Source organism: Elioraea tepida, assembly GCF_019203965.1.
GTDB lineage: Bacteria > Pseudomonadota > Alphaproteobacteria > Acetobacterales > Acetobacteraceae > Elioraea_A > Elioraea_A tepida.
The window spans coordinates 3,103,334-3,127,358 of sequence record NZ_CP076448.1 but is presented as its reverse complement, the minus strand read 5'-3'; the positions used below and the strand labels follow the sequence as shown (position 1 = coordinate 3,127,358).

Annotated in this window: 19 protein-coding genes and 1 pseudogene; 13 read left to right on the top strand and 7 right to left on the bottom strand. The window is 69.3% G+C overall.

The genetic code is table 11. The annotated features are described in order from the left end of the window. Positions 1–42 precede the first annotated feature (42 nt). The gene (locus KO353_RS15015) at positions 43–1,119 is read right to left on the bottom strand and encodes a tartrate dehydrogenase (protein ID WP_218285585.1); all 1,077 of its coding nucleotides are present in this window, start codon (positions 1,117–1,119) and stop codon (positions 43–45) included. 2 nt (positions 1,120–1,121) lie between these two features. Next, complete coding sequence (gene ltnD / locus KO353_RS15010) at positions 1,122–2,024, bottom strand: L-threonate dehydrogenase (protein ID WP_218285584.1); 903 nt, start codon at positions 2,022–2,024, stop codon at positions 1,122–1,124. 342 nt (positions 2,025–2,366) lie between these two features. Between ltnD and KO353_RS15005 the strand changes: the two genes are divergently transcribed. From KO353_RS15005 to KO353_RS14995, 3 genes are all read left to right on the top strand, one after another. Further along, positions 2,367–4,223, top strand: a complete 1,857-nt coding sequence (locus KO353_RS15005; protein ID WP_218285583.1) for a ribonucleoside-diphosphate reductase subunit alpha — start codon at positions 2,367–2,369, stop codon at positions 4,221–4,223. 182 nt (positions 4,224–4,405) lie between these two features. Continuing rightward, positions 4,406–5,446, top strand: coding sequence for a ribonucleotide-diphosphate reductase subunit beta (locus KO353_RS15000; protein WP_218285582.1), 1,041 nt, complete (start codon positions 4,406–4,408; stop codon positions 5,444–5,446). A gap of 364 nt (positions 5,447–5,810) precedes the next feature. Continuing rightward, positions 5,811–6,911: a hypothetical protein gene (locus KO353_RS14995; RefSeq protein ID WP_218285581.1), complete on the top strand. Its 1,101-nt coding sequence runs from the start codon at positions 5,811–5,813 to the stop codon at positions 6,909–6,911. Here the strand turns inward: KO353_RS14995 and KO353_RS14990 are convergent. The 3 genes from KO353_RS14990 to KO353_RS14980 are packed head-to-tail and all read right to left on the bottom strand — an operon-like array spanning position 6,908 to position 11,000. Continuing rightward, entirely contained in the window at positions 6,908–8,026 is a 1,119-nt protein-coding gene (locus tag KO353_RS14990; protein ID WP_218285580.1) for an enolase C-terminal domain-like protein, read from the bottom strand. The two genes, KO353_RS14995 and KO353_RS14990, sit on opposite strands and share 4 nt — an antisense overlap. Then, positions 8,023–9,963 (bottom strand): TRAP transporter permease, encoded by a 1,941-nt coding sequence (locus tag KO353_RS14985; RefSeq protein ID WP_218285579.1) that lies wholly within the window; start codon positions 9,961–9,963, stop codon positions 8,023–8,025. Before KO353_RS14985 ends, KO353_RS14990 begins: the two co-directional genes overlap by 4 nt. Positions 9,964–10,013: 50 nt before the next feature. Continuing rightward, entirely contained in the window at positions 10,014–11,000 is a 987-nt protein-coding gene (locus tag KO353_RS14980) for a TAXI family TRAP transporter solute-binding subunit (protein ID WP_218285578.1), read from the bottom strand. A gap of 148 nt (positions 11,001–11,148) precedes the next feature. On the opposite strand from KO353_RS14980, the gene KO353_RS14975 reads away from it, so the two are divergent. After that, positions 11,149–13,821 carry a cation-translocating P-type ATPase gene (locus KO353_RS14975; protein WP_218285577.1) on the top strand — a complete coding sequence of 891 codons (2,673 nt, stop codon included), beginning with the start codon at positions 11,149–11,151 and terminating at the stop codon, positions 13,819–13,821. A 7-nt stretch (positions 13,822–13,828) separates the two neighbouring features. Here the strand turns inward: KO353_RS14975 and KO353_RS14970 are convergent, their stop codons facing one another. Beyond that, positions 13,829–14,581 carry a glucose 1-dehydrogenase gene (locus tag KO353_RS14970; RefSeq protein ID WP_218285576.1) on the bottom strand — a complete coding sequence of 251 codons (753 nt, stop codon included), beginning with the start codon at positions 14,579–14,581 and terminating at the stop codon, positions 13,829–13,831. A gap of 126 nt (positions 14,582–14,707) precedes the next feature. Here KO353_RS14970 and KO353_RS14965 point away from each other — a divergent pair, with 126 nt between their 5' ends. The 9 genes and pseudogenes from KO353_RS14965 to KO353_RS14925 all read left to right on the top strand — a co-directional run bounded on the left by KO353_RS14965 (position 14,708) and on the right by KO353_RS14925 (position 22,686). After that, entirely contained in the window at positions 14,708–16,024 is a 1,317-nt protein-coding gene (locus tag KO353_RS14965; protein ID WP_218285575.1) for an ABC transporter substrate-binding protein, read from the top strand. Between the two features lie 61 nt (positions 16,025–16,085). Next, complete coding sequence (locus KO353_RS14960) at positions 16,086–16,988, top strand: branched-chain amino acid ABC transporter permease (RefSeq protein WP_218285574.1); 903 nt, start codon at positions 16,086–16,088, stop codon at positions 16,986–16,988. Next, the gene (locus KO353_RS14955) at positions 16,989–17,930 is read left to right on the top strand and encodes a branched-chain amino acid ABC transporter permease (RefSeq protein WP_218285573.1); all 942 of its coding nucleotides are present in this window, start codon (positions 16,989–16,991) and stop codon (positions 17,928–17,930) included. Further along, positions 17,927–18,715, top strand: coding sequence for an ABC transporter ATP-binding protein (locus KO353_RS14950; protein WP_218285572.1), 789 nt, complete (start codon positions 17,927–17,929; stop codon positions 18,713–18,715). The genes KO353_RS14955 and KO353_RS14950 overlap by 4 nt, the downstream gene beginning before the upstream one ends. After that, complete coding sequence (locus KO353_RS14945; RefSeq protein WP_218285571.1) at positions 18,702–19,364, top strand: ABC transporter ATP-binding protein; 663 nt, start codon at positions 18,702–18,704, stop codon at positions 19,362–19,364. The genes KO353_RS14950 and KO353_RS14945 overlap by 14 nt, the downstream gene beginning before the upstream one ends. A gap of 90 nt (positions 19,365–19,454) precedes the next feature. Next, complete coding sequence (locus tag KO353_RS14940; RefSeq protein ID WP_218285570.1) at positions 19,455–20,567, top strand: NADH:flavin oxidoreductase/NADH oxidase; 1,113 nt, start codon at positions 19,455–19,457, stop codon at positions 20,565–20,567. A 117-nt stretch (positions 20,568–20,684) separates the two neighbouring features. After that, a complete protein-coding gene (locus KO353_RS14935; protein ID WP_328774533.1) occupies positions 20,685–21,521 on the top strand; it encodes a DMT family transporter in 837 nt (278 codons plus the stop codon). Between the two features lie 89 nt (positions 21,522–21,610). After that, positions 21,611–21,817, top strand: a pseudogene (rpmE, locus tag KO353_RS16560) (50S ribosomal protein L31); the annotation flags it as partial. Positions 21,818–22,224: 407 nt separating this feature from the next. Beyond that, the gene (locus KO353_RS14925; protein ID WP_218285568.1) at positions 22,225–22,686 is read left to right on the top strand and encodes an Hsp20 family protein; all 462 of its coding nucleotides are present in this window, start codon (positions 22,225–22,227) and stop codon (positions 22,684–22,686) included. A 36-nt stretch (positions 22,687–22,722) separates the two neighbouring features. Here KO353_RS14925 and KO353_RS14920 read toward each other — a convergent pair whose 3' ends face one another. Then, positions 22,723–23,967 carry a cation:proton antiporter domain-containing protein gene (locus KO353_RS14920; RefSeq protein ID WP_218285567.1) on the bottom strand — a complete coding sequence of 415 codons (1,245 nt, stop codon included), beginning with the start codon at positions 23,965–23,967 and terminating at the stop codon, positions 22,723–22,725. Positions 23,968–24,025 lie beyond the last annotated feature (58 nt).

The following is a 24,025-nucleotide window of genomic DNA, read 5'->3' as shown; positions in this document are numbered from 1 at the left end:
TTAAGCCGAACGGCGGCGGCCGAGGCGTTGCCGAGTATTCTCTCAGGCGTTCCGCCCCTCGATCGCCGCGATCACCGCCTCCGTCACCGCGTGCGTGGTCGCGGTGCCGCCGAGATCGGGCGTCAAGAGGCCCGCAGCCGTGACGCGGGCGATCGCCTCCGTGATCAGCGCCGCCGCCGCCCCCTCGCCGAGATGGTCGAGCATCATCGCCCCCGACCAGAACGTGCCGATCGGGTTGGCGATCCCCTTGCCCGCGATGTCGAAAGCCGAACCATGGATCGGCTCGAACATCGAGGGCGCACGGCATTCGGGGTTGAGGTTCGCGGTCGGGGCGAGGCCGAGGCCGCCCGCGAGCGCGGCGGCGAGATCGGAAAGGATGTCGGCGTGCAGATTGGTCGCCACCACCGTGTCGATCGACCGGGGCTTGAGGACCATCCGTGCCGCCATCGCATCGACGAGCACGCGTTCGGTGCGCACTTCAGGGAAGTCGCGCGCCACCTCCGCCGCGATCTCGTCCCACAGCACCATGCCGTGCCGTTGGGCGTTGGATTTCGTCACGATGATGAGGTGCTTGCGCGGCCGGCTCGCGGCAAGCCGGAACGCGAAGCGCATGATCCGCTCCACGCCTCTCCGCGTGAAGATCGCCGTCTCGGTCGCCACCTCCTCGGGCAGGCCGCGATGGGCGCGCCCGCCATGGCCCGCATACTCTCCCTCGCTGTTCTCGCGGACGATCACCCAGTCGAGCGCCGCGGCATCGACGCCGGCGAGCGGGCTCGCAACACCGGGAAACAGGCGGACGGGCCGGACATTGGCGTACTGGTCGAACCCTTGGGCGATGGCGAGCCTGAGCCCCCAGAGGGTAAGATCGTCCGGCAACCCCGGGTCGCCCACAGCGCCGAACAGGATCGCATCGTGGGCGCGCAGCGTCGCAAGGCCGTCGTCGGGCATCATCCGGCCTGTGGAACGATAGAAGTCCGACCCCCAAGGGTACTCGGTCACCTCGAGGGCGAAGCCGCCGGCACGCGCTGCGGCCGCCTGCAGCACGGCGAGGCAAGCGGGCACCACCTCCTTGCCGATGCCATCGCCCGGGATGGCGGCGATGCTGTAGCGCCGGGTCATCCTCAGCCCTCCTTCCTCGCGCCGGGAAGCGGAATGCCCGCAAGCCGCTCCCAGAACCGGATCGTGAAGGCATCGTCACGATCCCCTGCCCCACCAGCGGCGACCGCAAGAAAGATCTGGTGCGCCGCCGCCGCAAGCGGAAGCGGGAAGGTGAGCGCGCGCGCCTCGTCGAGCACGATTCCGAGGTCCTTGACGAAGATGTTGATGGCACTTCTCGGCGCATCGTCGCCCGCAAGCAGCCTCGGGCCGCGGTCGAGGAACATCCAGGAGGCTCCGGCGCTCTCGCTGATCACGTCGAACAGGACTTTCGGGTCGGCGCCCGCGCGAACGCCGAGGGCGAAGGCCTCTCCCATCGCCGCGAGATGGATGCCGGCAAGGAGCTGGTTCACCATCTTGACGGTTGAGCCGGCGCCCGGCTCGGGACCGAGGTTGCAGATCCGTTTCGCGATCGCATCGAGCACCGGCTTGGCCGCAGCGAAGGCGGCCTCCGTCCCGGAAGCGATTACCGTCAGCGTGCCCGCCATCGCTCCGTTGGCGCCGCCGGAGACGGGGCTGTCGAGCATCAGCACGCCATACTCCTCGAGCCAACGCGCGATCGCTTTCGCGGCGGCGGGAGAGACGGTCGTGCAGAGCAGCACCACAGCCCCGCGCGGCAGACGCGGCGCGATGCCTCCCTCGCCGAACAGCACGGCCTCGGCTTGCGCCGCGTTCACCACGAACACCACCACCGCCTCGAGCTCGCCCGGGAGCTCCGCCACCGAGGCGACGGCCGCCCCGCCTTCAGTCGCGAAGGCGTCGCGCCCGGCCGCGCGTGGCTCAACCCCGATCACCTCGTGGTCTGCCTTGAGAAGATTGAGCGCGGCGCCCAACCCCATCGCGCCGAGCCCGATCACGCCGACTTTCACCGTCTGAGCCCTCCGTTTGCCGCACGCCCCCCCAAAGAGCAGATCGCAGGTGCCGGGAACAGCCCACAACGCAACGCTTTCCCCTCCCGCGGCGAAGGGGGTAGGGCGGCGGCGAACGCGGTCGCGGAGGACGCGCCTTTTCTCGCCTGGCCCACCAGATCCTGTGGCGGAAACGGGCAAAGAGGTCTATATATGGTATCCAAGCTTGCGTTCCTCAGGCAGCCACGCTAGATCACAGGTCTACTGGTTCCAAGGCTGACAGGTCGGCGCGGCCGGAAGGGAACGATCGCGAGGACAGCCAGCTGCGTCGCGGCAGCGAGCAGGGAGTGAGGGGCGAGAGACGTGTTCGATTCGATCCAGCTCAAGGGGCATGGCCAGGTTCACACCGATCCTTCGCGCGATTCGCTGCTGACTGATTTCGGCAAGGCGACGCTGGAGGACCGCTATCTGCTTCCCGGTGAATCCTACCAGGACTTGTTCGCCCGCGTCGCCTCTGCCTATGGCGACGATCGAGCACACGCTCAGCGCATTTACGACTACATCTCCCGGCTTTGGTTCATGCCGGCGACCCCCATCCTCTCCAATGGCGGCACGACGCGTGGTCTGCCGATCTCGTGCTTTCTCAACGAGGCCGCAGACAGCCTGGAAGGAATCGTTTCGCTGTGGAATGAAAATGTCTGGCTTGCGGCGAAGGGCGGCGGCATCGGCTCCTATTGGGGCAACCTACGCGGCATCGGCGAGAAGGTCGGCAGCAACGGGAAAACCTCAGGCGTCGTCCCGTTCATCCGGGTGATGGACAGCCTGACGCTTGCGATCAGCCAAGGTTCGCTGCGCCGCGGCTCGGCCGCAGTGTACCTGCCGGTCAGCCATCCCGAGATCGAGGAGTTCATCGAGATCCGCCGCCCCACCGGCGGCGACCCGAACCGCAAGGCGCTGAACCTGCACCACGGCATCCTCATCCCCGACACTTTCATGCGCGCGGTCGAGGAGGATCAGGAGTGGGCTCTGGTCAGCCCGAAGGACGGCTCGGTCACGAAGAAGCTGTCCGCACGCAGCCTCTGGATCCGCATCCTGACGGCGCGGATCGAGACCGGAGAGCCCTACATCATCTTTTCCGATCATGTGAACCGCGCCCGCCCCGAGCATCACAAGCTCGCCGGTCTGCAGGTGAAGACCTCGAATCTCTGCTCCGAGATCACACTGCCCACCGGGGTCGACCATCACGGGAAGGAGCGGACGGCGGTGTGCTGCCTCTCCTCGCTCAATCTCGCGACCTGGTTCGAGTGGAAGGACCATCCCACCTTCATCGAGGATGTGATGCGCTTCCTCGACAACGTGCTGCAGTCCTTCATCGACACGGCCCCCGACACGATGGCGCGGGCCAAATACAGCGCGATGCGCGAACGCTCCGTCGGGCTTGGGGTGATGGGCTTCCATTCCTTCCTCCAGGCGCAACAGGTGCCGTTCGAGAGCGTCATCGCGAAGGTCTGGAACGTGCGGATGTTCCGCCACATCAAGCAGCAGGCTGACGCTGCCTCGGCGAAGCTTGCCCGGGAACGCGGCCCGTGCCCGGATGCGGCCGAATACGGGATCATGGAGCGCTTCTCACACAAGCTTGCGATCGCGCCGACAGCCTCTATCAGCATCATCTGCGGCGGCGTGTCGCCAGGCATCGAGCCGATCGCGGCGAATGTCTACAACCACAAGACGCTGTCGGGCTCGTTCATCGTCCGCAATCCTTGCCTGAAGGCGGTTCTGGCGGCGTACGGCAAGGACACGGAGGATGTGTGGACCTCGATCACTGTCAACAACGGCTCCGTGCAGCACCTCGACTTCCTGAACGAGCACGAGAAGGCCGTGTTCAAGACTGCGTTCGAGCTCGACCAGCGCTGGGTGGTGGAACACGCGAGCGACCGCACACCCTTCATCTGCCAAGCACAGTCGTTGAATCTGTTCCTGCCGGCGAACGTGCACAAGCGCGACCTGCATCAGATCCACATGATGGCCTGGAAACGCGGCGTGAAGAGCCTCTACTACTGCCGCAGCCTGTCGATCCAGCGCGCCGATGCAATCAGCGAGAGGGTCGTGGCGCAGCCCTTGATCGTTGCGCCGCCGGCGAACGAGGCAGCGCCGCCGCCGATGGCCGCGATGCCGCGGGCGAAGGTGACCGACTACGAGGAATGCCTTGCCTGCCAGTGAACCGCCACCCAAAGGGCACCTCCATGCGGGGTCATGACGCAGTCTCGACGCCGTCGTGAACGGTGCCTAGCTGCCACTGACCTCCCGTACGGGACGCCCATCTTCGGAGACTTGCAACACAGCGCACGCAGCCGACGCGGACCTCAACCCACCCATTCCTCCCAGCAGAGCGAGAAAAATCCATGCCGGACGCCGTTCAACCCGATACCCCTCCTGCGCGCTTCGACCTGCTGACGGCCAACCCCGTCTACAAGCCCTTCCGCTACCCATGGGCCTATGACGCCTGGCTGACCCAGCAGCGCATTCACTGGTTGCCGGAGGAGGTGCCGCTCGCCGACGATGTGAAGGATTGGCAGAGGAACCTCACACCTGCGGAACGCAACCTGCTTACACAGATCTTCCGCTTCTTTACTCAGGCCGATGTGGAAGTGAACAATTGTTACATGAAGCACTACGCCCAGGTGTTTAAGCCGACGGAAGTGCTCATGATGCTGTCGGCCTTCAGCAATATCGAGACGATCCACATCGCCGCCTATTCGCACCTGCTCGATACTATCGGCATGCCCGAGATCGAATACCAAGCCTTCCTTCGCTACAAGGAGATGAAGGATAAGTACGACTACATGCAGTCGTTTACGGTGGACAGCAAGCCGGAGATCGCCAAGACGCTTGCAGCCTTCGGTGCCTTCACCGAAGGCCTGCAACTCTTCGCCTCGTTCGCGATCCTGATGAACTTCCCTCGCTTCAACAAAATGAAAGGGATGGGGCAGATCGTCTCCTGGAGCGTGCGCGACGAGACCCTGCACTGCCTCTCCGTGATCCGCCTGTTCAGGACCTTTGTGCAGGAGAACCCGGAGATCTGGACCGAACAGCTCAAGCGCGAGATCGGCACGATCTGCACCACCATCGTTCACCATGAGGACGCCTTCATCGACCTCGCCTTCGAACTCGGCGGCGTGCAGGGCCTGACGGCCGAAGAGGTCAAGCGCTACATCCGCTTTATCGCCGACCGACGGCTGCAGCAGCTCGGTCTTGCCCCGATCTACCACATCGGCAAGAACCCGCTCCCGTGGCTGGACGAGATCCTCGGCGCCGTCGAGCACACCAACTTCTTCGAGAACCGCGCCACGGAATACTCGCGGGCGAGCACCCAGGGCACCTGGGAGGAGGCGTTCGCGAGCGCGGTGTTCACCACGCCGCACGCGCCCGCCTCGACACATTGAGGCGTGGGCGCAGCCCACGCACATGCAGCCGCTCCTCGCGTGGCCCGGATCGGTTGTTCGGCGCAGCGTCGGCCGTGCGGAGGCGTGGTCGGATGTCGCGGCACTGGGCGGCGTTTAGCGAGCCGCTGCCGCGTGGTGCTCGCCCCGGCGGCGCGCAAGGGCCTCGTGGTCGTGCCAAGGCCGGAACGGCGTTTCAATGCGCTGATGATCCGGAAGGAGGATAAGGAGAGGCGCGTCGCGCCCGGCCGGCCGCGTCCAGGCGATCGCGGGAGGCTCCAGCGTGGCTGAGCCTGCGTCGAGCGCGTCTCATGCGGCGACGGGCGACCGCCCGGCGGGACCGGGCCCTGACAGATCCGCCGCAGGCGTGCGGTTCCCGGTCCTGCTCGCGTTCACGCTTTCGGCCTGCGCCCTGCCCTCGCAGGAGACGGTGGTGCAGGGGCCCCCGCTCCCGCCGGTTCCGCGTCTGACGGTCACCGACAGCGTCTCGGCGCGAACCGTGCTCGAGATCGAGCGCGTGCCAGGGCTGACCGAGGCGGGGCGACGCAGCTATGCCCGCTTCCTCACCTACCCCGCCCCGCGCGCCTTCGCGCTCGGCTCGGAGGGAGGCCTCGCCTGGGCCGCCAACGCACGCGACAGCACGGAAGCGGAACAACGGGCGCTTGCCCAGTGCCTCCGGGCAAACGGAGGCAGGCCATGCCGGCTCTATGCCCGCGACCAGCACGTGGTGTGGGACGGCCCCGCCCCCGTGGAGCCGAGCCCAATCGCCATCGCCGGAGAAGGCTGGCTGCTCACCCAGGCCCCGGGCTTCCTCCGCCACGGCCGCGATGCCGTCGGGGCGATCCTCTGGACCCACGGCCGCGGCTCCGACATGCGCCGCGACGGTGCGGCCGAGAGGCTGCCGACGCCGCTTCCGTTCGTGCAGCGCTTCAACAATGCCGGCTGGGATGTGTGGGTTCTGGTGCGCGACCCCGCGCACGACGTGAACTACGACCCGGTTCTCTCCTTTGCCGATGCGAGCCTCCGCACCGCGGCGCAGCTCCTGCGCGAGGCCGGCTATGCTCGGGTGGTCGCGGCGGGGCAGTCGGCTGGCGGGTGGGCGGCGCTCGCAGCGCTCGATACGCCTCGGCTTCTCGACGGCGCGATCGCGATCGCCGGCGCCGGCCTCTATCAGCCTCCGCCAGGTCAGGTGGGCCGGCTCGACTTCCCGGCCTTGCTCGAGCGCGTGCGCGACACCGAGGCGGCGGTGGTGGTGGCGATGTTCGCGGGCGATCCTCTCCTGCCCTGGCCGGCGCGAAGCGCCGCGATGCTTCGGATGGCGCTCGGAAACCGCGAGGGCCCTGTTCTCGTGATCGATCGGCCAGCGGGACTCTACGGCCACGGTGCCGGTGCCGAGCCGGCGTTCAACGACCGCTACGGCGACTGCATCCTCCGCACCGTCGCGGCGCGACAGGCCGCACGCTGCTAGCCCCGTTCCGCGATCGTGGCGGCGCGGAGCGCGTTTTCGTCGAGCGTGACCCCGAGGCCGGGGCCCTTGGGCACGTGCACGACCCCGGCCGCACTCGGGAACGGCTCGGCGGTGACGTCGTGCACGAGAACGTGCCGCGGCATGTAGAATTCGCAGCCGAGCGACATGTTCGGGCTCGCCGCGATCAGGTGCGCCGCTGCGGCGAGCGCGATTCCGCCCTCCCATAGCGTGCCGCCATAGGTCGGCAGCCCCGCCGCCGCAGCGACCGCGTCCGCCGCCCGCGCAGCGAGGATACCGCCTGACTTGGCGAGCTTGATCGAGACGCAGTCGGCCCAGCCCAAGCGTGCGCAGGCGAGCATCTCGTTCGCGGAATAGACGCTCTCATCCACCATCACGGGCGTGTCGAGCGCGGCGGCGAGAGCGGCGAGCGTGGCCTCCTGCCCGCGCGGCACGGGCTGCTCGATGAATCCGAGGCCCATTCCGTCGAGCGCGCGGCAGATCCGCATCGCCTCGTGCGGGGCGAGGCCCTGGTTGTAGTCGGCCCGCAGCTCCGCCTCCGGCACGGCAGCACGGAGAAGCTCGAGGCGGCGGATATCCTCGGCCGCCCCCGCGAAGCCGGTTTTGACCTTGAACAGCCGCACACCGTCCGCCGCGAGCGCGCGGGCGCGGTCGAGATCGGCGTCGAAATCGGGATCGGCGATCGAGAACGAGAGCGGAATCGTCTCCCGCACCGCGCCGCCCAAAAGAGCGTGCAGTGGCAGCCCGGCGCGCTTGCCGGCGATGTCCCACAGCGCCATCTCGGCGGCGGCCTTCGCCTCCGGGTGGCCGGCGAGCGCATGGTCCATCGCCGCGGCGAGACCGATGATTTGCGACGGATCCGCCCCCATCAGCGCCGCGCGCAGCGGGCCATCGAGCGCCGCTGCCGTGGTGTCGGCGGTGTTGCCGAAGGGCGCCCAGGGCGCTGCCTCGCCGAGGCCCAGCACCCCGTCTTCCGTCTCGATGCGCAGGATCACCCGGCCGACCGTGCCCGCGATCGTGCCCGACCCGTGCGCGCGGCGCATCGCGATCGGGCTGTCGATGCGGGTGATGCGCAGCCGCGCGATCCTGTCCGTCATCGCCCCCTCGGCGCAAATAGCCGCGGCAGGAGGGACATGACCGCAAGCGCTCCTGCCGCGAGCGCGAGCCTTGCCGCATCGGGAAGCATGTGGCCGAACGCCACAAGGCAGCCGACTGCGATCGAGAGGAGCGCCGCGGGGCGGGAGAGATGGGTGCGCAGATGGCGGGAGAAGCCGGCGCCGATCAGAGTCAGTGCACAGGCGAGCGCAAGCGTCTCCTCGATGATTCCGCCCAACCCGCCACGCAGCATCACGCCAGGGTCATACACGAAGGCATAGCCGACCGCGAAGCCGGCGAGAGCGAAGCGTAGCGCGTGCAGCCCCGTCACGATCGGGTTCGCGCCGGCGATCGCCGCCGCGGCATAGGAGGCGACCGCGACCGGCGGGGTGGCGTCGGCGAGCACGGCGAAATAGAACATGAAGAGGTGGGCCGAGAGCAGGTCGACGCCGAACTCGCGCAGGATCGGGCTGCCGAGCGCTGCGGTGATGATGTAGGCCGGCGTCGTCGGCACGCCCATGCCGAGCACGAGCGCCGTGACCATCAGCAGCACGCAGAGAAGCGCGAGGCTTCCCCCCGCGAGCCCCTTCACGATGCCGCCGAAGGCGACGACGAGGCCAGTCACGGTCAGCGCCGACGTGATCACGCCCGCGCCGGCGACCGCGACGGCGAGCACGGCCATGGTTCCGGCGGCCGAGGTCAGCGCCTCGATCAGTGCGCGCACGCCCATGCGCGTGCGCCGCTTCAATGCCGCACAGGCAATGGAGGTGACGATCGCTCCAAAGGCGGCGAAGTTGCCGGACCAGCGCTCCATCAAGAGCCACACGAGCACCGCGATCGGCAGCACGAGATGACCATCCGCCGCGACCTCGCGCCAGGAGGGGATCTCGTGCGGCGCCATCGCCGCGAGGCCGAGGCGCTTGGCCTCGAAATGCACCGAGACGAAGATCGCGAAATAATAAAGGACCGCACCGATCAACGCGGCGAGGATGATATCGCCGTAAGGGATCTGCGTGATCTCGCTCATCACGAAGGCGGCCGCCCCCATCACCGGCGGCATCAGCGCCCCCCCTGTGCTCGCCGCAGCCTCGATCCCGCCCGCGACAGCCGGAGCATAGCCGAGCCTCCGCATCATCGGGATTGTGATCGCACCCGTGGTGACGACGTTCGACACGGTCGAGCCACTCATCGTGCCGAACAGGCCTGAAGTGATGACGGCGACCTTGGCCGGCCCGCCGGCGTAACGCCCCGCCACGGCGGCGCCGAAATTCGAGAACAGGCGCCCCGTGCCGGAGCCCTGAACGAAGGCGCCGAACAGGATGAACATCGCGATCGTCGAGGCGACGATGCCGGTGAGCGGCCCGTAGATCCCGCCCACGATCGGCACGATGTAGGTCGTCTCGACGATCGCCTGGATGTCGAACGGCCGCGTGTTCAGCACGCCCGGAAGCCAACGCCCGAGATACATGTAGGCGAGCGAGGCAAGCACGATCCCCGCGAGCACCGGCGCGACGGCGCGGCGTATCGCCTCGAGCAGAAGCACGATGGCGAGAGCGCCGAGCCAGAACTGCAGATCCGTAAGCGGATCGATGAACTCCATCCGCGCGTTGATGCCTTGGGCGTTGATCAGGATGTAGAGCGAGGGCAGCACGGACGCGGTCGCGAGCGCCCAGTCGGGGAAGCTTGGCCGTCGTGCGGGGCTGCGGCCCGGCCGCGCGGGATAGAGCAGGAAGGCGAGCGGCATGAGCGCCGCGAGATGGAAGCCGCGCAGCTCGAGCGGATCAGGAACGCCCAGGAAGGCGCGCACCGCCCCGCCGAGGCCGAAGCTGCGCGCGGCGAGCTCGAGGGCGGACGTGCCTCCGAGCCAGAGATGCGCGAAGGAGACAAGAACGGCATAACCGAGCACGACCCGGCGCGCCGCCCCGGCGAGATCACGCATCAGGGTGGGCGCTCACGTCGGGCGGGCGGGGGCGCCGCGCCCGCCGGAACTCACATCGTGCAGCCCGCTTCGGCGAACGCACGTCGCGCGCCAGGGTGCAGGGGCGCGCCCGGATACTTGCACGCGACGGCCGGGTTGAACGCCGCCATCGAGGGATGGATCGCCGGAAGCTTGTCCTTGTTCCGGATGATGGTGCTGACCATCCGGTACACCGCCTCCTCGGGAAGCGTCGTCGACACCACGAGCACCGTGTCCATCGTCGTCACCGGCACCTCCCCCGTCTGCATCGGCGCGGGATAGGTGCCCGCCGGGATCGTTCCCTGGCTGAATCCGTACTCCTTCGAGAGATGGTCCCGGATGTCCTGCGGGAAGGAAACGAGCGTCGCCGGGCGTCGGCCGCGCTGGATCTCGTTCACCATGGCCGCGGGCCGGGCGAGCGCGACATAGAGATAGTCGACCTGTCCGTCGGCATAGGCCGCGGCGAGATCGGTGTAGCTGCCCTGAACCACGCGCCCGCCATTGGCGCGGATCTGGTCGAAGCTCGTGCCGAGATGGCGGAGGATGTAGATCAGCGTCAGCGTGTCGGAGGAGGTTCCCTGCGGCGCGCCGATGCGCAAGCCCGGCATGGTCAGGATCGCCTTCATGTCGGTTGGCCCGCCATCGGTTCGGCGGAGCATATGGTGCTCGGTCGGGGAGTAGCCGACGCCGATATGGGCGATCCGGTCATGCGGCATGCGATAGGGCTCGCCGCCTTTCACCGCCGTGGAGACGAGGAAGTCGAGACCGAAGCCGATCTGGCTCACCCCGTTCTGAACCCGGGTGGGATTGCCCAGGCCCCCGCCAGGCACCACGCGGATCGTCAAGCCTGGATTGTTCTCCTGGATGATGGCGGCCATGCCTGTGGCCATCGTGTACCAGCCGCCCCCGAGCGCGCCCGCGACCATCTCCCAGGTCTGCGCCGCCGCTCCTTGCGCCAACGCCACGGTTCCGACCGCAGCCGCCAGAACGCCCCGCCGGAACACCGCTCCGAGCTCCATCCCCGTCGCTCCCCATCCGTTGTGCTTCACGCGCTCGCGATGATGAAGCGGCCGGGCGCGCTTGTCACGTCCCGCCGCCGCATCGTTTGATCGACCGCAAGGCGGAGCCCACCTGCCCGCAGCACGGTCGGGCGCGAAGGAGAAGCCGATGTCGGGACCGGGAGACGCTGGGCCACGCCCAGCGTGGCACGCACTGACCGTGGCCGAGGCGTTGTCTGCCCTGCAGGCGACGCGATCGGGGCTCGAGGCGGCGGAGGCGGAAGCGCGTCTTGCCCGGTTCGGCCCGAACGCGTTGACCCGCGCGCCGCAGCGCACCGCGCTCGCGCGCTTCGCGGCGCAGTTCGCCAACCTCCTGATCCTTGTGCTGATCGCGGCCGCCCTGATCGCCACCATCGTGGGCGACCTCAAGGACGCGGCCGTGATCCTGCTCGTCGTGGTCGCCAACGCCGTGATCGGCTTCATCCAGGAGGGCAGGGCGGAGCGGGCGCTCGCCGCGATCTCGGGCATGCTCGCGCCGGCGGCGACCGTGCTTCGGGCGGGGCGCCGGCGCACCGTGCCGGCAGAGCAGATCGTTCCCGGCGACATCGTGGTGCTCGAGCCGGGTGACCGTGTGCCGGCGGACCTGAGGCTGATCGAGGCGCGCGCTCTGACCATCGAGGAGGCGGCGCTGACCGGCGAGGCCGTGCCGTCGGCCAAGCACACTGAACCCGTCGCGGCCGAGGCCGCGCTCGCCGATCGCGCCTCGCTCGCCTTCGCCGGAACGATCGTCGCCGCGGGCGCAGGCCTCGGCCTCGTGGTCGCGACCGGGGACGACACCGAGGTCGGGCGGATCGGGCGCGCGATGCGCGAAACCGCGGCGCCGACGACGCCGCTCGTCCGCCGCATGGGCGAGTTCGCGAAACAGCTGACCGTGGTGATGCTGGCGGTCGGGCTCGCGGCTTTCGCCTGGGGGGTGTGGGTCGTCGGCATTCCGGTGGCGGAGATGGCCCTCGCCGCCGTCGCTCTGTTCGTCGCTGCCATCCCCGAGGGATTGGCGGCCATCCTCACCGTGACGCTTGCGATCGGCGTGCAACGCATGGCCGCGCGCAATGCGATCGTCCGCCGGCTTCCCGCCGTGGAGGCCCTGGGCAGCGTCGACGTCATCTGCACCGACAAGACCGGCACGCTGACGGCCAACGCGATGACCGTGCGCGCTCTCGCCACGCCCGATGGCCTCTACACCGTGACGGGAGAGGGCTATGCGCCGCGCGGGGCGATCGAGACGGCAGCGGGCGAGGATGTCACCTTCGCCCTGTCCGATCGCGTCGCACGGCTCGCCCGCGCCGCCGTTCTCTGCAACGATGCCGCTCTCGAGGAAGGCGCGGAGGGCTGGACCGTTGCCGGCGACCCGATGGAGGGGGCGCTGCTCGCCTTCGGCTTCAAGGCCGGAGCGGAGGGTGCGCGCGAGGCCTGGCCGCGGCGCGACGTGATCCCGTTCGACCCGGCGCACCGGTTCATGGCCACCCTGCACCATGATTCGGAGGGAACGGCGCTTGCGGTGCTGAAGGGCGCCCCGGAAGTCGTGCTGCCGCGCTGCGTCGATGCGACGGAGGACGCGCGAGCGGCGGTCGCGGCACTCGCCGCCGAGGGCATGCGCGTGATCGCCTTCGCCGAACGCGCGCTCCCGCATCGCACCGCCGCGCTCGACGCCGAGGACGTGGCGCAGGACATGACGTTCCTCGGGCTCTGCGGCCTGATCGACCCGCCGCGACCGGAGGCGGCTGCCGCCGTCGCCGACTGTCGCGCGGCCGGGATACGCGTCAAGATGATCACCGGCGACCACGCCGAAACGGCGGCGGCGATCGCGCGCGCCGTCGGCATCGCTGAGGCGCCTGTGGTGATCGAGGGCAAGGCCTTCGAGGCAGCCGCCGAGAGCGACCGGCCCGCCCTCGCCGAGCGCTGCGACGTGTTCGCGCGCGTCTCTCCCCTTGGCAAGCTCGAGCTCGTTGAGGCGCTGCAGGCGCGGGGCCATATCGTGGCGATGACGGGGGATGGGGTGAACGACGCGGTCGCGCTCAAGCGCGCCGACATCGGCGTGGCGATGGGAAGAGGGGGAACCGAGGCGGCGCGCCAGGCAGCCGAGATGGTGCTCGCCGACGACAATTTCGCCACCATCGCCGCCGCCGTGCGCGAAGGCCGGCACATCTATGACAATCTCCGCAAGGCGATCCTGTTCCTGTTGCCGGTCAATGGCGGGGAGTGTCTTGCGGTGCTTGCCGCCATCCTCGCCGGCGTGACCATGCCGATCACGCCGCTGCAGATCCTCTGGGTGAACATGGTCTCCTCCGCCATCCTCGCGATGAGCCTCGCCTTCGAGCCGGAGGAGCCAGACGTGATGGCACGCCCGCCACGGCCGCGCGACGAGAGTTTGCTCGACCGCTTCCTCGTCTGGCGGATCGTGCTCGTGTCGGTTCTGTTCGTTTCCGGAATCACCTTCGCGTTTCACGTGATGCTCTCGGCCGGTGCCTCGCTTGAGGCGGCGCGCACCACCGCCGTCTGCGCTCTCGTCGCGATGGAGACGTGGTATCTCTTCTCCGTCCGCTTCCTGCGCGCACCGTCGCTTACCCTGAAGCGTGCCTTCGGCACGAAGGCGGTGTGGGTGTCGCTCGCGGGCGTGTTCGCCTCGCAGGCGCTATTCGTCTGGGCACCGCCTCTGCAGGCCCTGTTCTCGACCGAGGGCCTCGGTCCCGCACCGCTCGCGATGACGGCCGCCCTCGGCGCGGTGGTGTTCCTGGTGCTCGAGGCGGAAAAGGCGCTGCTGCGCCGCAGCTTCCCCAGGTGAGCGCCGTTCAGGCCGTCCGGCCGCCGTCCACCGGCAGGAGGATCCCGGTGATGAAGGAGGAGGCCGGATCGGCAAGCCAAACGGCGGCGTTCGCGACGTCGGCGGGCGTGCTCATCCGCCCAAGCGGGATGGTGGCGAGGAACCGGGCGCGGTTCTCCGGCGTGTCCGGCATGCCCATGAACTCCTCGAGCAGGGCCGTGGCGCCGATCACCGGGCAGATCGAGTTCACGCGGATGTTGTCGCGTGCGAGCTCCTGCGCCATCGAGAGGGTGATCGTGTTCACCGCCCCCTTGGAGCCGTTGTACCAGGTGAGCCCCGGTCGCGGGCGTATGCCAGCGGTCGAGCCGATGTTGATGATCGACCCGCCGCGCCCCTGCTGGCGCAGCACCGGCACCGCGGCCTGCGTCATCCAGTAGATGCTCTTCACATTCACCGCATAGACGCGGTCGAACTCGGCCTCGGTGACCTCGAGCAGCGGCTTGTTCCGGTGCGTCGTTCCGGCGTTGTTGACGACGATGTCGAGCCCGCCGAAAGCACTCACGGCACGGTCGACGATCGCGGCGCAGTCGGGACCCTTCGAGACATCGCCGCCGATCGCGACCGCTGCCGCGCCGAGCGAGTCGGCAACACGCCGTGCCCCCTCCTCGTTGATGTCGGCGACGACGACGCGCGCACCCTCCGCGACATAGGCGCGCGCGATCCCCTCGCCGAACCCTGACGCCGCCCCCGTCACGACGGCGACCTTCCCCTGAAGACGCATCGTTTCCTCCCCCGCGTTGGAGCGGCGGAAGCTAGCCCCGCCCCGACCATCGCGGCAAGACCTTGGCGCGCGGCCCGCTTCGGGCTACCTCTTTCGCAACCACAACGCCGAACGGGAGAAGCCAAGATGCGCCTCACACGCCGCGCCGCTCTGTCGGCCGCCGCCGCAACCCTTGCCGCGCCGACGATCCTGCCGCGCAACGCCATCGCGCAGCAGCGGCCGTCGGAACTTCGCCTCGGCATCTCCACCTTCCTCTCCGGCCCATCCTCCGTGTTCGGCGTGCCAGGCCGCAATGCGGCCGACCTCCTGATCGAGCAGCTGAACGCCTCCGGTGGAATCGGCGGCGTGCCGATCCGCTCGGTGGTGATCGACGAGGCCCCGGGCGTGGACTTCCTGCTCGGCGAATGCCGGCGCCTCGCCCAGAACGAGGGCGTTGATGTGATGCTCGCCTCGATCTCCTCGGGCTCCTGCCTTGCGGTGGCTCCGCTTGCGGAACAGCTCCGCCTGCCGACGATCCTTTGGGACTGCGGCACCCAGCGGATCTTCGAGGAGAACAGTTTCCGTTACGCCGTGCGCACCCAGGCGAATGCGGTGCCCGAGATCGTCGCCCCGCTGCTCTACCTGCTGCGCGCTCGCCCCGAGTTCAGCACCCTCGCCGTTGTGAACCAGGACTATGCCTGGGGCCGTGACTCCTGGGCGATCTGGAAAGGAGCGATGGACGCGATCAAGCCCGGCGTTCGCGTCGTCGCCGAGCTCTTCCCCCGCTTCGGCGCTACCGACTTCTCGACCGAAATCACGCGGCTGCAGGCGCTCCGCCCGGACGTGATCTTCTCCACTTCCTGGGGCGGCGAGCTCGACACCTTCATCCGCCAGGCGGCTGAGCGGCGGCTGTTCGAGCGATCCACCTTCGTTCTGCCGCTCGCCGAGAGCTCGCTCGAACGTGTGGGCAAGACGCTGCCGCCCGGGGTGATCGTCGGTGCCCGCGGCGACCACTGGTTCCTGCACCCCACCGCCCGCGACACCGAGCTCCTTAAAAACTTTACCGAGGCCTACCGCCGGCGCTTCAACCTCTACCCGATCTACCCGACCTTCCACATGGCGCAGGCGCTCTACGGGCTCAAGGCGGGCTACGAGAAGGCGATCGCGGCGAATGGCGGGCGCTGGCCCTCGCGCGAACAACTGATGGACACGATGCGCGGGCTCGAATTCAGGCACTTGACCGGAACGATGAAGATCCGTGACGACGGCCAGGGTCTCGAGCCGATGCTCGTCGGCGTCACCCGCCACGTCGATTCCTATCCCTTCCCCGTGCTCGACCAGATGATCCTCTATCCGCCCGAGCTCGTGATGAACCCGACCGGGACGAAGGGAGTCGAATGGGTTCGGCTTCTCACACCCGCTGCCGTTCGGCGTGCGCCGGCGCCGATCGCCTGGCGCGCGTGAGGGGCTCCGCGATCCCCGATGGTGAGGGCCGGGGAGGCTTCGCTGCCTCCCCGGTCGATGCATGACGCTGCTTCTCCTGCTCGCGATCCTGGACGGGCTCGCCTACGCCGCCCTCGTCTTCATGGTGGCGGTCGGCTTGACGCTCGTGTTCGGCGTGCTGCGCGTGCTCAACATCGCGCACGGATCGTTCTTCGCGATCGGCGCCTATGTCGCGGCCACCCTCGGCACCGCTGCCGCCGCCACGGCCGCGGCGCCGGCGCTCGCGCTCCCTGTGTTGCTCCTTGCCGCGGTGCTCGTTGGCGGCGCGCTCGGGCCGGTCGTCGAGAAGCTGTTGCTCAGCCGGATCTATGTGAAGGACCACGTGCTCCAGCTGCTTGTGACCTTCGCCCTCTTCATGGTCCTCGAGGACGTGCAGAAGCTGATCTGGGGCGTGCAGCCGATCTTCCAGGACGCGGCGGTGAAGGCACTCGGGCCCGTCGAGGTCGGCGACATCGTATATACGCGCTATCAGCTGTTCCTGCTTCCCGGCGTAGCCGCAGTCACCCTCATCGGGCTCATGTGGTTCCTCAGAAGAACACTGACGGGCCGCGTCATCGTCGCGGTCACGCATGACCGCGAGGCGGCCACCGCGATGGGGATCGATGCGCAGCGTGTGTATCTCCTCACGTTCACCTTCGGTACGATGCTCGCCGCCCTCGGCGGCGCTCTCGCCTCGCCGACGACGAGCCTCGTTCCAGGCATCGGCGTGAACATGATCGTGCTCTCCTTCGCGGTGGTGGCGACCGCCGGGCTCGGCCAGATCGAGGGGGCGGCGCTCACCGCGCTCCTGATCGGGCTCGGGCGGTCGGTCGCCGTCTATTTCGCGCCCGAGTTCGAGGTGGTGATCCCCTACATCATCATGGTGGTGGTGCTGCTCGTCCGCCCCTACGGAATCTTCGGCTCGCCCGAGCTGCGGCGCGTCTAGATGGAACCTCGCCTCGCCCTTCCCGCCGCTGCCGGCGTCGCGCTTGTTGTCGGGCTTGCGGCCGCGGCGCCGTGGCTGAAGTTCGTCTTCACCATCGCGCTCGCGAAGGGGCTCGCGGTGCTCGGCATCCTGCTCCTGCTCCGCGCGGGCCAGGTGAGCTTCGGGCATGCGCTCTATGTGGCCGTCGGCGCCTATACGGTTGCCTTCGCACGACCCGGCATCGGTGAGCTTCTCGTTCTGCTGCCCCTCGCCGTCGCTTCCGCGACCGCGGTGGGGTTCCTCGTCGGTCTGTTCGTCGCCCGCTACCGCGACATCTTCTTCGGCATGCTGAACCTCGCCTTCAGCATGGTGTTCTACTCCCTGCTCGAGAAGCTCTACACCTACACCCACGGCACAGACGGCATCCGCGTCGATCGGCCGAGCTTTGCGGGCATTCTGCTCGACCGCGTGCCCTACGAGTGGGTGATGCTCGCGCTCGTTCTCGCGCTGTCGCTCGGCCTCGGCGCGCTCGCCCGCGTCTTCCTCGCCTCGCCGCTCGGCCAGGCCCTGCCCGCGATCAAGACGCGCGAAACACGGCTCGAGTTCGCCGGGATCTCGGCGCGGCGCGTTCTGCTCATCGCCTACGTCGCCTCGGCAGCGCTCGCCGGCCTCGCCGGCGGCATCATCGCCGTGACCACCCTGCATGTGACGCCGCTGCTCGCCTACTGGACGCATTCGGGTGAGCTCGTCTTCATCGCCATCCTTGGCGGCGGTGGTTCCGTGCTCGGGCCGTTCCTGGGCGCGATCGTGTTCGAGCTCGTGCGCGTCTATGCCTCCGCCGCCTTCCCCGATGCGTGGCAGATGATCCTCGGTGCCGTGCTGCTCGGCATCATCCTGTTCGCCTCGCGCGGTCTCTGGGGGCTCTACGAGGATCTCGTGTCACGCCGGGGCGCGCGGCCATGAGCGCGCCGCTTCTGTCGGCGCGCGGGCTCAAGATCGCCTTTGGCGGCGTCAAGGCGGCCGACGGAATCGACCTCGACATCGCCGAGGGCGAGATCGTCGCCATCATCGGGCCGAACGGCGCAGGCAAGACGACCTTCATCAACATGACGACCGGCTATCTGCACCCGCAGGCCGGAACCATCACCTTTGACGGGGCGACGATCACCGGGCTTGCGCCGCGGGAGATCGTTCGGCGCGGAATCGCCCGCAGCTTCCAGATCCCGCAGCTCTTCACCGAACACACCGTGATCGAGAACGTGGCCCTCAAGGTCGCCGCGCATCGGGGCTTCTGGCATGGCTTCCGCCCGCTGCTCGATGGGCCGACCACGGCAGCGGCGATGGCGATCCTTGACCGGTTCGGGCTGCGCGACGTCGCCACCGCGCGGGCCACTGAACTCAACGAGGGGGCGCGCAAGCTCACCGACATCGCGATGGCGATGGCGCTGGAACCGCGCGTTCTCCTGATGGACGAGCCGACGTCGGGAGTCGCAAGCGCGGAGAAGTTCGCCATCATGGACACGCTGGTCGCCGCCCTGCGCGCCCGCGGTGTGACCGCCGTGTTCGTCGAGCACGACATGGAGGTGGTCGAGCGCTATGCCGACCGCGTAGCGGTGTGGAGCCAGGGGCGGATCCTCGCCTCCGGCCCGCCGGCGCAGGTGCTGAACGATGCGGCGGTGCTGCGCGAGGTGATCGGCGTCGAGGTGAAGCACGCCACGGGCCCTGGGGGCGGCGATGCTCGCGCTTGACGGTGTCGACGTCGCGATCGCCGGCACGCGGGTGCTGCGCGGGGTTTCGCTCAGGATCGACGCGGGCGCGCGCGTCGCCCTCGTCGGCCGAAACGGCGCGGGCAAGACCACCACCTTACGCGCGATCATGGGCCTCGTTCCGCTCACCGCCGGACGGATCGGCTTCGCCGACACCAACCTCGCCGAGGTGCCCGCGCACAAGCGCACCGCCCTCGGCATCGGCTATGCGCCGGAGGAGCGGAGGCTGTTCCCGACCTTCACCGTGGAGCAGAACCTGCGCCTTCCCGCCGAGGTGCTGAAGCTGCCTGAGGCCGAGATCGCGCGCCGGCTCGAGAAGGCTTACGCCATCCTTCCCGAGCTGAGGGATCTCGCCGTCCGGCGCGCCGGCGGCCTCTCCGGCGGGCAGGGCAAGATGGTCGCGCTCGGGCGCGCGCTGATGGTCGGCACCAAACTCGTCCTGCTTGACGAACCGTTCCAGGGCCTCGCCCCAGCGCTCGCGAAACGCTACGGCGAGGCGCTTCTGAGGCTGCGCGAGGCGGAGCCTGGGCTTGCCGTGCTGATCAGCGAGAGCAACCCCGATCTGCTCAAGCCGATGGTCGACAGCGCGTTCCTGATCGAGCGCGGCGAGGTTCGGCCCACCTCCCTCTGACCGCACGCGGTCTCGGCGACCACCCCGCCCCGCTTGCGCCGCAGCGCCTGAGCCGCGACGCTCGCCTTCCCCTCACCCGCCGAGGCCCCGATGCGAGAGACCGACCGACGCGTGCTCGTGCGCGACAAGCGCCCGCTTCTGTTCCAGCCGATCAGCTTCCGGTCCGTCACCGCGCGGAACCGGATCGCGCTCTCGCCGATGTGCCAGTACTCCGCCGAGGACGGCCTGCCGAACGACTGGCACCTGCAGCATCTCGGCGCGCGCGCGGCAGGCGGGGCGGGCATCGTCATCACGGAGGCGACCCATGTCGCGCCGCACGCGCGGATCACGCCCGGCTGCCTCGGCATCTGGTCGGACGCGCACACGGAGGCGCTCGCCCGCCTTGCCGCAATGATCGCTCGGATGGGCGCGGTCCCGGGGATCCAGCTCGCCCATGCCGGGCGCAAGGCGTCCGTGACCCGGCCATGGGAGGGAACGAAGCCGATCCCGCCGGAAGCGCCGGAGGGCTGGGTTCCGGTAGGGCCGACGGACGAGCCCTTCGCGCCTGGCCACACGCCGCCCGTTCCGCTCGACCCGGGCGGAGTCGCCGCCGCCGTCGAGGCCTTCGGCAGGGCGGCGCGCCGGGCGCGCGACGCCGGGTTCCGTCTCCTCGAAATCCACGGCGCGCACGGCTACCTGATCCACTCCTTCCTTTCCCCGGTCGCCAACACCCGCTCGGACTCCTACGGCGGCCACCTCCGGGCGCGCGCGCGCCTCTTGATGGAGGTGATCGATGCGGTGCGCGCCGAGTGGCCGGAAGAGCTTCCGCTGTTCGTCCGCCTCTCCTGCGTCGACCATCTTTCGGGCGGCCTCACGATCGACGACACGGTGACGATCGCGCGCTGGCTCGCCGCACGCGGCGATGTCGACCTCGTCGATTGCTCCTCGGGCGGAATCACGCCGGACGCGCGCCCTCCCTCCGCCCATCCCGGCTACCAGGTTCCCTATTCGGAGGCGGTTCGTGCCGCCGGGATCGCGACCGGAGCGGTGGGGTTGATCTCATGTCCCGACCACGCCGCAGAGATCCTGGCGAACGGCCGAGCCGACATCGTCCTGATCGGGCGCGCGATGCTCGCTGACCCTGCCTGGCCGCTTCGCGCGGCGAAGGCTCTGGGGGCGGAGATCGACTGGCCGGTGCAATACGAGCGGGCGAACCTCGTGTGAGCGGCGCGGCGGGGCGGCGCTCCTCCCCCGGGCCGACGCCTTCTCCTCAACGATGCCTGACCCGGGCGCAGAGGCCACCGGCCATGGCACGGGGGTGCCGCTCCGCGCCATCGGCGGCTGATCCTCCTCGTCGTCATCTGGGGGCTGTCGATCCCCCTGACCAAGCTCGGCCTCGCCGAGACCGGGCCGCTTACGCTGACGGCGCTCCGCTACGCCGCCGCTGTGCCATGCTTCGCGCCCGTGCTGGTCGGCCGGCGCCTGCCGCCGCCGCGCGCCCTCCTCCACATGGCGACGCTCGGTGCCCTCGGCATCAGGGCGGGCCAGGTGGCGCAGGCGCTCGGCGTCGAACGCGCCTCCGCCTCGGTCGCCACCATCATCTCGGCGCTGATCCCGCTGCTCGTGGTCGTCTTCGCGGTGCTGCGCCTGCGGCAGCGAATCCGCGCGGTGCACCTCCTCGGCCTCGTTCTTGCGATCGTCAGTGTGGCGCTGGTGGCGGGCGGCGGGCCGGGGCCGGAACGCAGCGGCCTCGCCGGGGAGGCGCTCATGCTCGTCTCCGCCGTCGCCGTCGCGCTGTCCTATGTGCTGATGGCGGAGGTCGCGGCGGCGCACGGGCCGGCCGTCGTCTCGGCCTGGAGCTCGCTGGCCGGGGCGGTGCTTCTCGTTCCTCCCGCTGCCTGGGAGCTTGCGGCCGCGCCGCGCTGGCCGGGGCCGGTCGGGATCGCGGTCATTCTCTATCTCGGCGTGCTCGTGAGCGCGGGCGGGCTGTGGCTCTGGCTTCGGCTCCTGCGCACGGTGCCGGCGCGTGTCGCGGCGGGGGCGCAGTATTTCCAGCCGCTCGTGGGTGTTGCCGCCTCCTCGCTCATGTTCGGCGATGGCGTCGGGCTTGCCTTCGCCATCGGCTCGGCGCTCGTGCTCGGCGGGGTGGTGCTGACCACGCTGCCGGCGCGGCAGTGACGCCCGTTGCGCCCGACGGCGAGTTCCGCTACCACGCCGAGCTCGCGCGCCGGTCGGCATCGGCGCGGCAAAGCGCCTGGAAGGTCGCCATGAAGCAGGGCATCCACCCCGACTACCACGAGATCACCGTCATCATGACGGACGGCACGAGCTTCACCACACGCTCGTGCTACGGCAAGCCGGGCGACACGCTTCGGCTCGACATCGACCCGAAGTCCCATCCGGCCTGGACCGGCCAGCAGCGCATGGTGGTGGACACCGCAGGGCAAGTGGCGAAGTTCTCCAAGCGCTTCGCCGTCGACATGTCGAAGATGAACATCAAGCCGGCCGCCTCGATCAACAAGGGCACGGCGCCAAAGGCCGCCGCGGCTCCGGCGAAGGGCGCCGCCCCGGCCAAGAAGAAGAAGTAGGCCTCGGCCCCGTCCCGCGACGGAGGAGGCCTTGCGCCCCTCGCCGTCGATCAGGGACGTCGCGCCGCGCGTTCGGCCCGGCTCGCGAGGCGCGGGCGTCGGCGAGATGCTGTGCCCTGGGGCACGGTGCGGGGTTCGGCCTCGCCCTGCCCCTCTTGAAGCAGCCTTGCCGCGATCCCAAATCGAAGGTGTCGCCGGTGCCTTCGGGGCCGGCGACACCCGTGGTCGGGCTTTGGCCGACCCTCGGCACTGCGCCGACCGACGGACCTTGCTGGAACCAGGAGGACCGACCAATGACCACCTTCGACTTCTCTCCCCTTTTCCGTTCGACGATCGGCTTCGACCGCCTGTCGCGCCTGATGGATGCAACGCTCGCGTCCGCCGAGGCGACGTCCTACCCGCCCTACAACATCGAGAAGCTGTCCGACGACGACTATCGCCTGACGATGGCGGTCGCAGGCTTCTCGGAGTCCGATCTCGAGATCACGCAGAAGCAGTCCGCCCTCGTTATCTCCGGCCGGGCGCCGAAGGACGAGACGCCGCGGCAGTATCTGCATCGCGGCATCGCGCGGCGGGCGTTCGAGCGGCGCTTCGAGCTCGCCGATCATATCGTGGTTGACGGGGCGACCCTCGAGAACGGGCTTCTGCACATCGCTCTCAAGCGGGTTGTGCCCGAGAGCCTGAAGCCGCGGCAGATCCCGATCAGCACCGGCAGCCCGAAGGTCATCGAGACGACCGCCTCGAAGGCCGCCTGATCGCGGCGTCTCCGAGCGGGTGTGATGCGGGCCGGGTCAGGCCGCTGACCCGGCCTTTTCGCTTGCCCCAGTCCTCGTCTCCCACGCCCCGATCGCCCGCCGCGAGAGCCAGAACACGCCGGGGTTGAGCGCGATCGACCCGACGACAGTGGCGAGGATCGGGTCGCGCGCCTCGGCCGGCAGAAGCCCAAGCCCGATCCCCTGCTCGGCGAGCACCAGGCTGAACTCGCCGATCTGCGCGAGCGCGGCCGTGACGGTCGCGGTCGCGGCGAAGCCCTGGCGGAGGATCAGCATGATCGTTGCCGCGGCGAGGGCCTTGCCGAGCACGACCACGGCAAGGGTCGCCAGCACTGCTCCCGGCCGGTGGACGAGCACCGCCGGGTCGAACAGCATGCCGACCGAGACGAAGAACAGCACCGCAAAGGCATCGCGGAAGGGAAGGCTCTGCTCTGCCGCGCGCGCGGCCATCCCGGAGCCGTGCATCACCATGCCGGCGAAGAAGGCGCCGAGAGCGAAGGACACGCCGAAGATCTTCGCCGCAGCGAAGGCGATGCCGATCGAGAAGGCGAGCGTGGCCAGGGTGAACAACTCGCGCGAGCGCAGATGCGCGATCATCACGAGCGCCCACGGGATGACGCGACGCCCGAGCGGCACGGCAAGTGCGATGAACAGCACCACCTTTCCGAAGGCGATGGCGACGGTGACGAGCGGGTTCTCCCCCGGCATCCGCGCAGCGAGCCCGGACGTGGCGCCGCCGAACAGCCCCGCAAGCGCGGGCAGCATCACGAGCACGAGGAGGACGGCGAGATCCTCGACCACGAGCCATCCGACGGCGATCCTCCCGGCGGGGGTGCCGGTCGCATCCCGCTCGGCGAGAGCGCGGAGCAGAACCACCGTCGAGGCGACCGACAGCGAGACGCCGAACAGCAGCGCCTCGACCCAGGAATAGTCCCACTGCCGTGCGAGCAAGGCCCCAAGCGCGGTGGCAACCGCCATCTGCGTGACCGCTCCGGGCAGCGCGACGCGCCGAACCGAAAGGAGCTCAGCCGGGGAGAAATGCAGGCCGACACCGAACATCAGGAGGATCACGCCGAGCTCGGCAAGCTCCTGCGCCGTCCGAGGGTCACCCACGACGCCTGGTGTGTGCGGCCCGAGCAGGATGCCCGCGAGCAGGTAGCCGACGATCGGCGGCAGCCGAGCCAGTGCGGCCAGCGTGCCGCACACAAGCGCGTAGAGCAGGCCGAGGCCGATGGTCGTGATGAGCGGATGTGGCGCGTCCAAGCCTGCCTCCCCGGCCGTACGGCGCGGCCTCCGACGCGGGAGGCCTCCGTCAAAAGAT

What these genes read in the sequence shown, in the direction of transcription:
- KO353_RS15000 (WP_218285582.1), top strand. Translation starts at nt 4,406, where the DNA reads ATGCCGGACGCCGTTCAACCCGATACCCCTCCTGCGCGCTTCGACCTG.
- KO353_RS14965 (WP_218285575.1), top strand. Translation starts at nt 14,708, where the DNA reads ATGCGCCTCACACGCCGCGCCGCTCTGTCGGCCGCCGCCGCAACCCTT.
- KO353_RS14990 (WP_218285580.1), bottom strand. Translation starts at nt 8,026, where the DNA reads ATGACGGACAGGATCGCGCGGCTGCGCATCACCCGCATCGACAGCCCG.
- KO353_RS14980 (WP_218285578.1), bottom strand. Translation starts at nt 11,000, where the DNA reads ATGGAGCTCGGAGCGGTGTTCCGGCGGGGCGTTCTGGCGGCTGCGGTC.
- KO353_RS14960 (WP_218285574.1), top strand. Translation starts at nt 16,086, where the DNA reads ATGACGCTGCTTCTCCTGCTCGCGATCCTGGACGGGCTCGCCTACGCC.
- KO353_RS14975 (WP_218285577.1), top strand. Translation starts at nt 11,149, where the DNA reads ATGTCGGGACCGGGAGACGCTGGGCCACGCCCAGCGTGGCACGCACTG.
- KO353_RS14985 (WP_218285579.1), bottom strand. Translation starts at nt 9,963, where the DNA reads ATGCGTGATCTCGCCGGGGCGGCGCGCCGGGTCGTGCTCGGTTATGCC.
- KO353_RS14945 (WP_218285571.1), top strand. Translation starts at nt 18,702, where the DNA reads ATGCTCGCGCTTGACGGTGTCGACGTCGCGATCGCCGGCACGCGGGTG.
- KO353_RS15015 (WP_218285585.1), bottom strand. Translation starts at nt 1,119, where the DNA reads ATGACCCGGCGCTACAGCATCGCCGCCATCCCGGGCGATGGCATCGGC.
- KO353_RS14955 (WP_218285573.1), top strand. Translation starts at nt 16,989, where the DNA reads ATGGAACCTCGCCTCGCCCTTCCCGCCGCTGCCGGCGTCGCGCTTGTT.
- KO353_RS14970 (WP_218285576.1), bottom strand. Translation starts at nt 14,581, where the DNA reads ATGCGTCTTCAGGGGAAGGTCGCCGTCGTGACGGGGGCGGCGTCAGGG.
- KO353_RS14925 (WP_218285568.1), top strand. Translation starts at nt 22,225, where the DNA reads ATGACCACCTTCGACTTCTCTCCCCTTTTCCGTTCGACGATCGGCTTC.
- KO353_RS14950 (WP_218285572.1), top strand. Translation starts at nt 17,927, where the DNA reads ATGAGCGCGCCGCTTCTGTCGGCGCGCGGGCTCAAGATCGCCTTTGGC.
- KO353_RS14940 (WP_218285570.1), top strand. Translation starts at nt 19,455, where the DNA reads ATGCGAGAGACCGACCGACGCGTGCTCGTGCGCGACAAGCGCCCGCTT.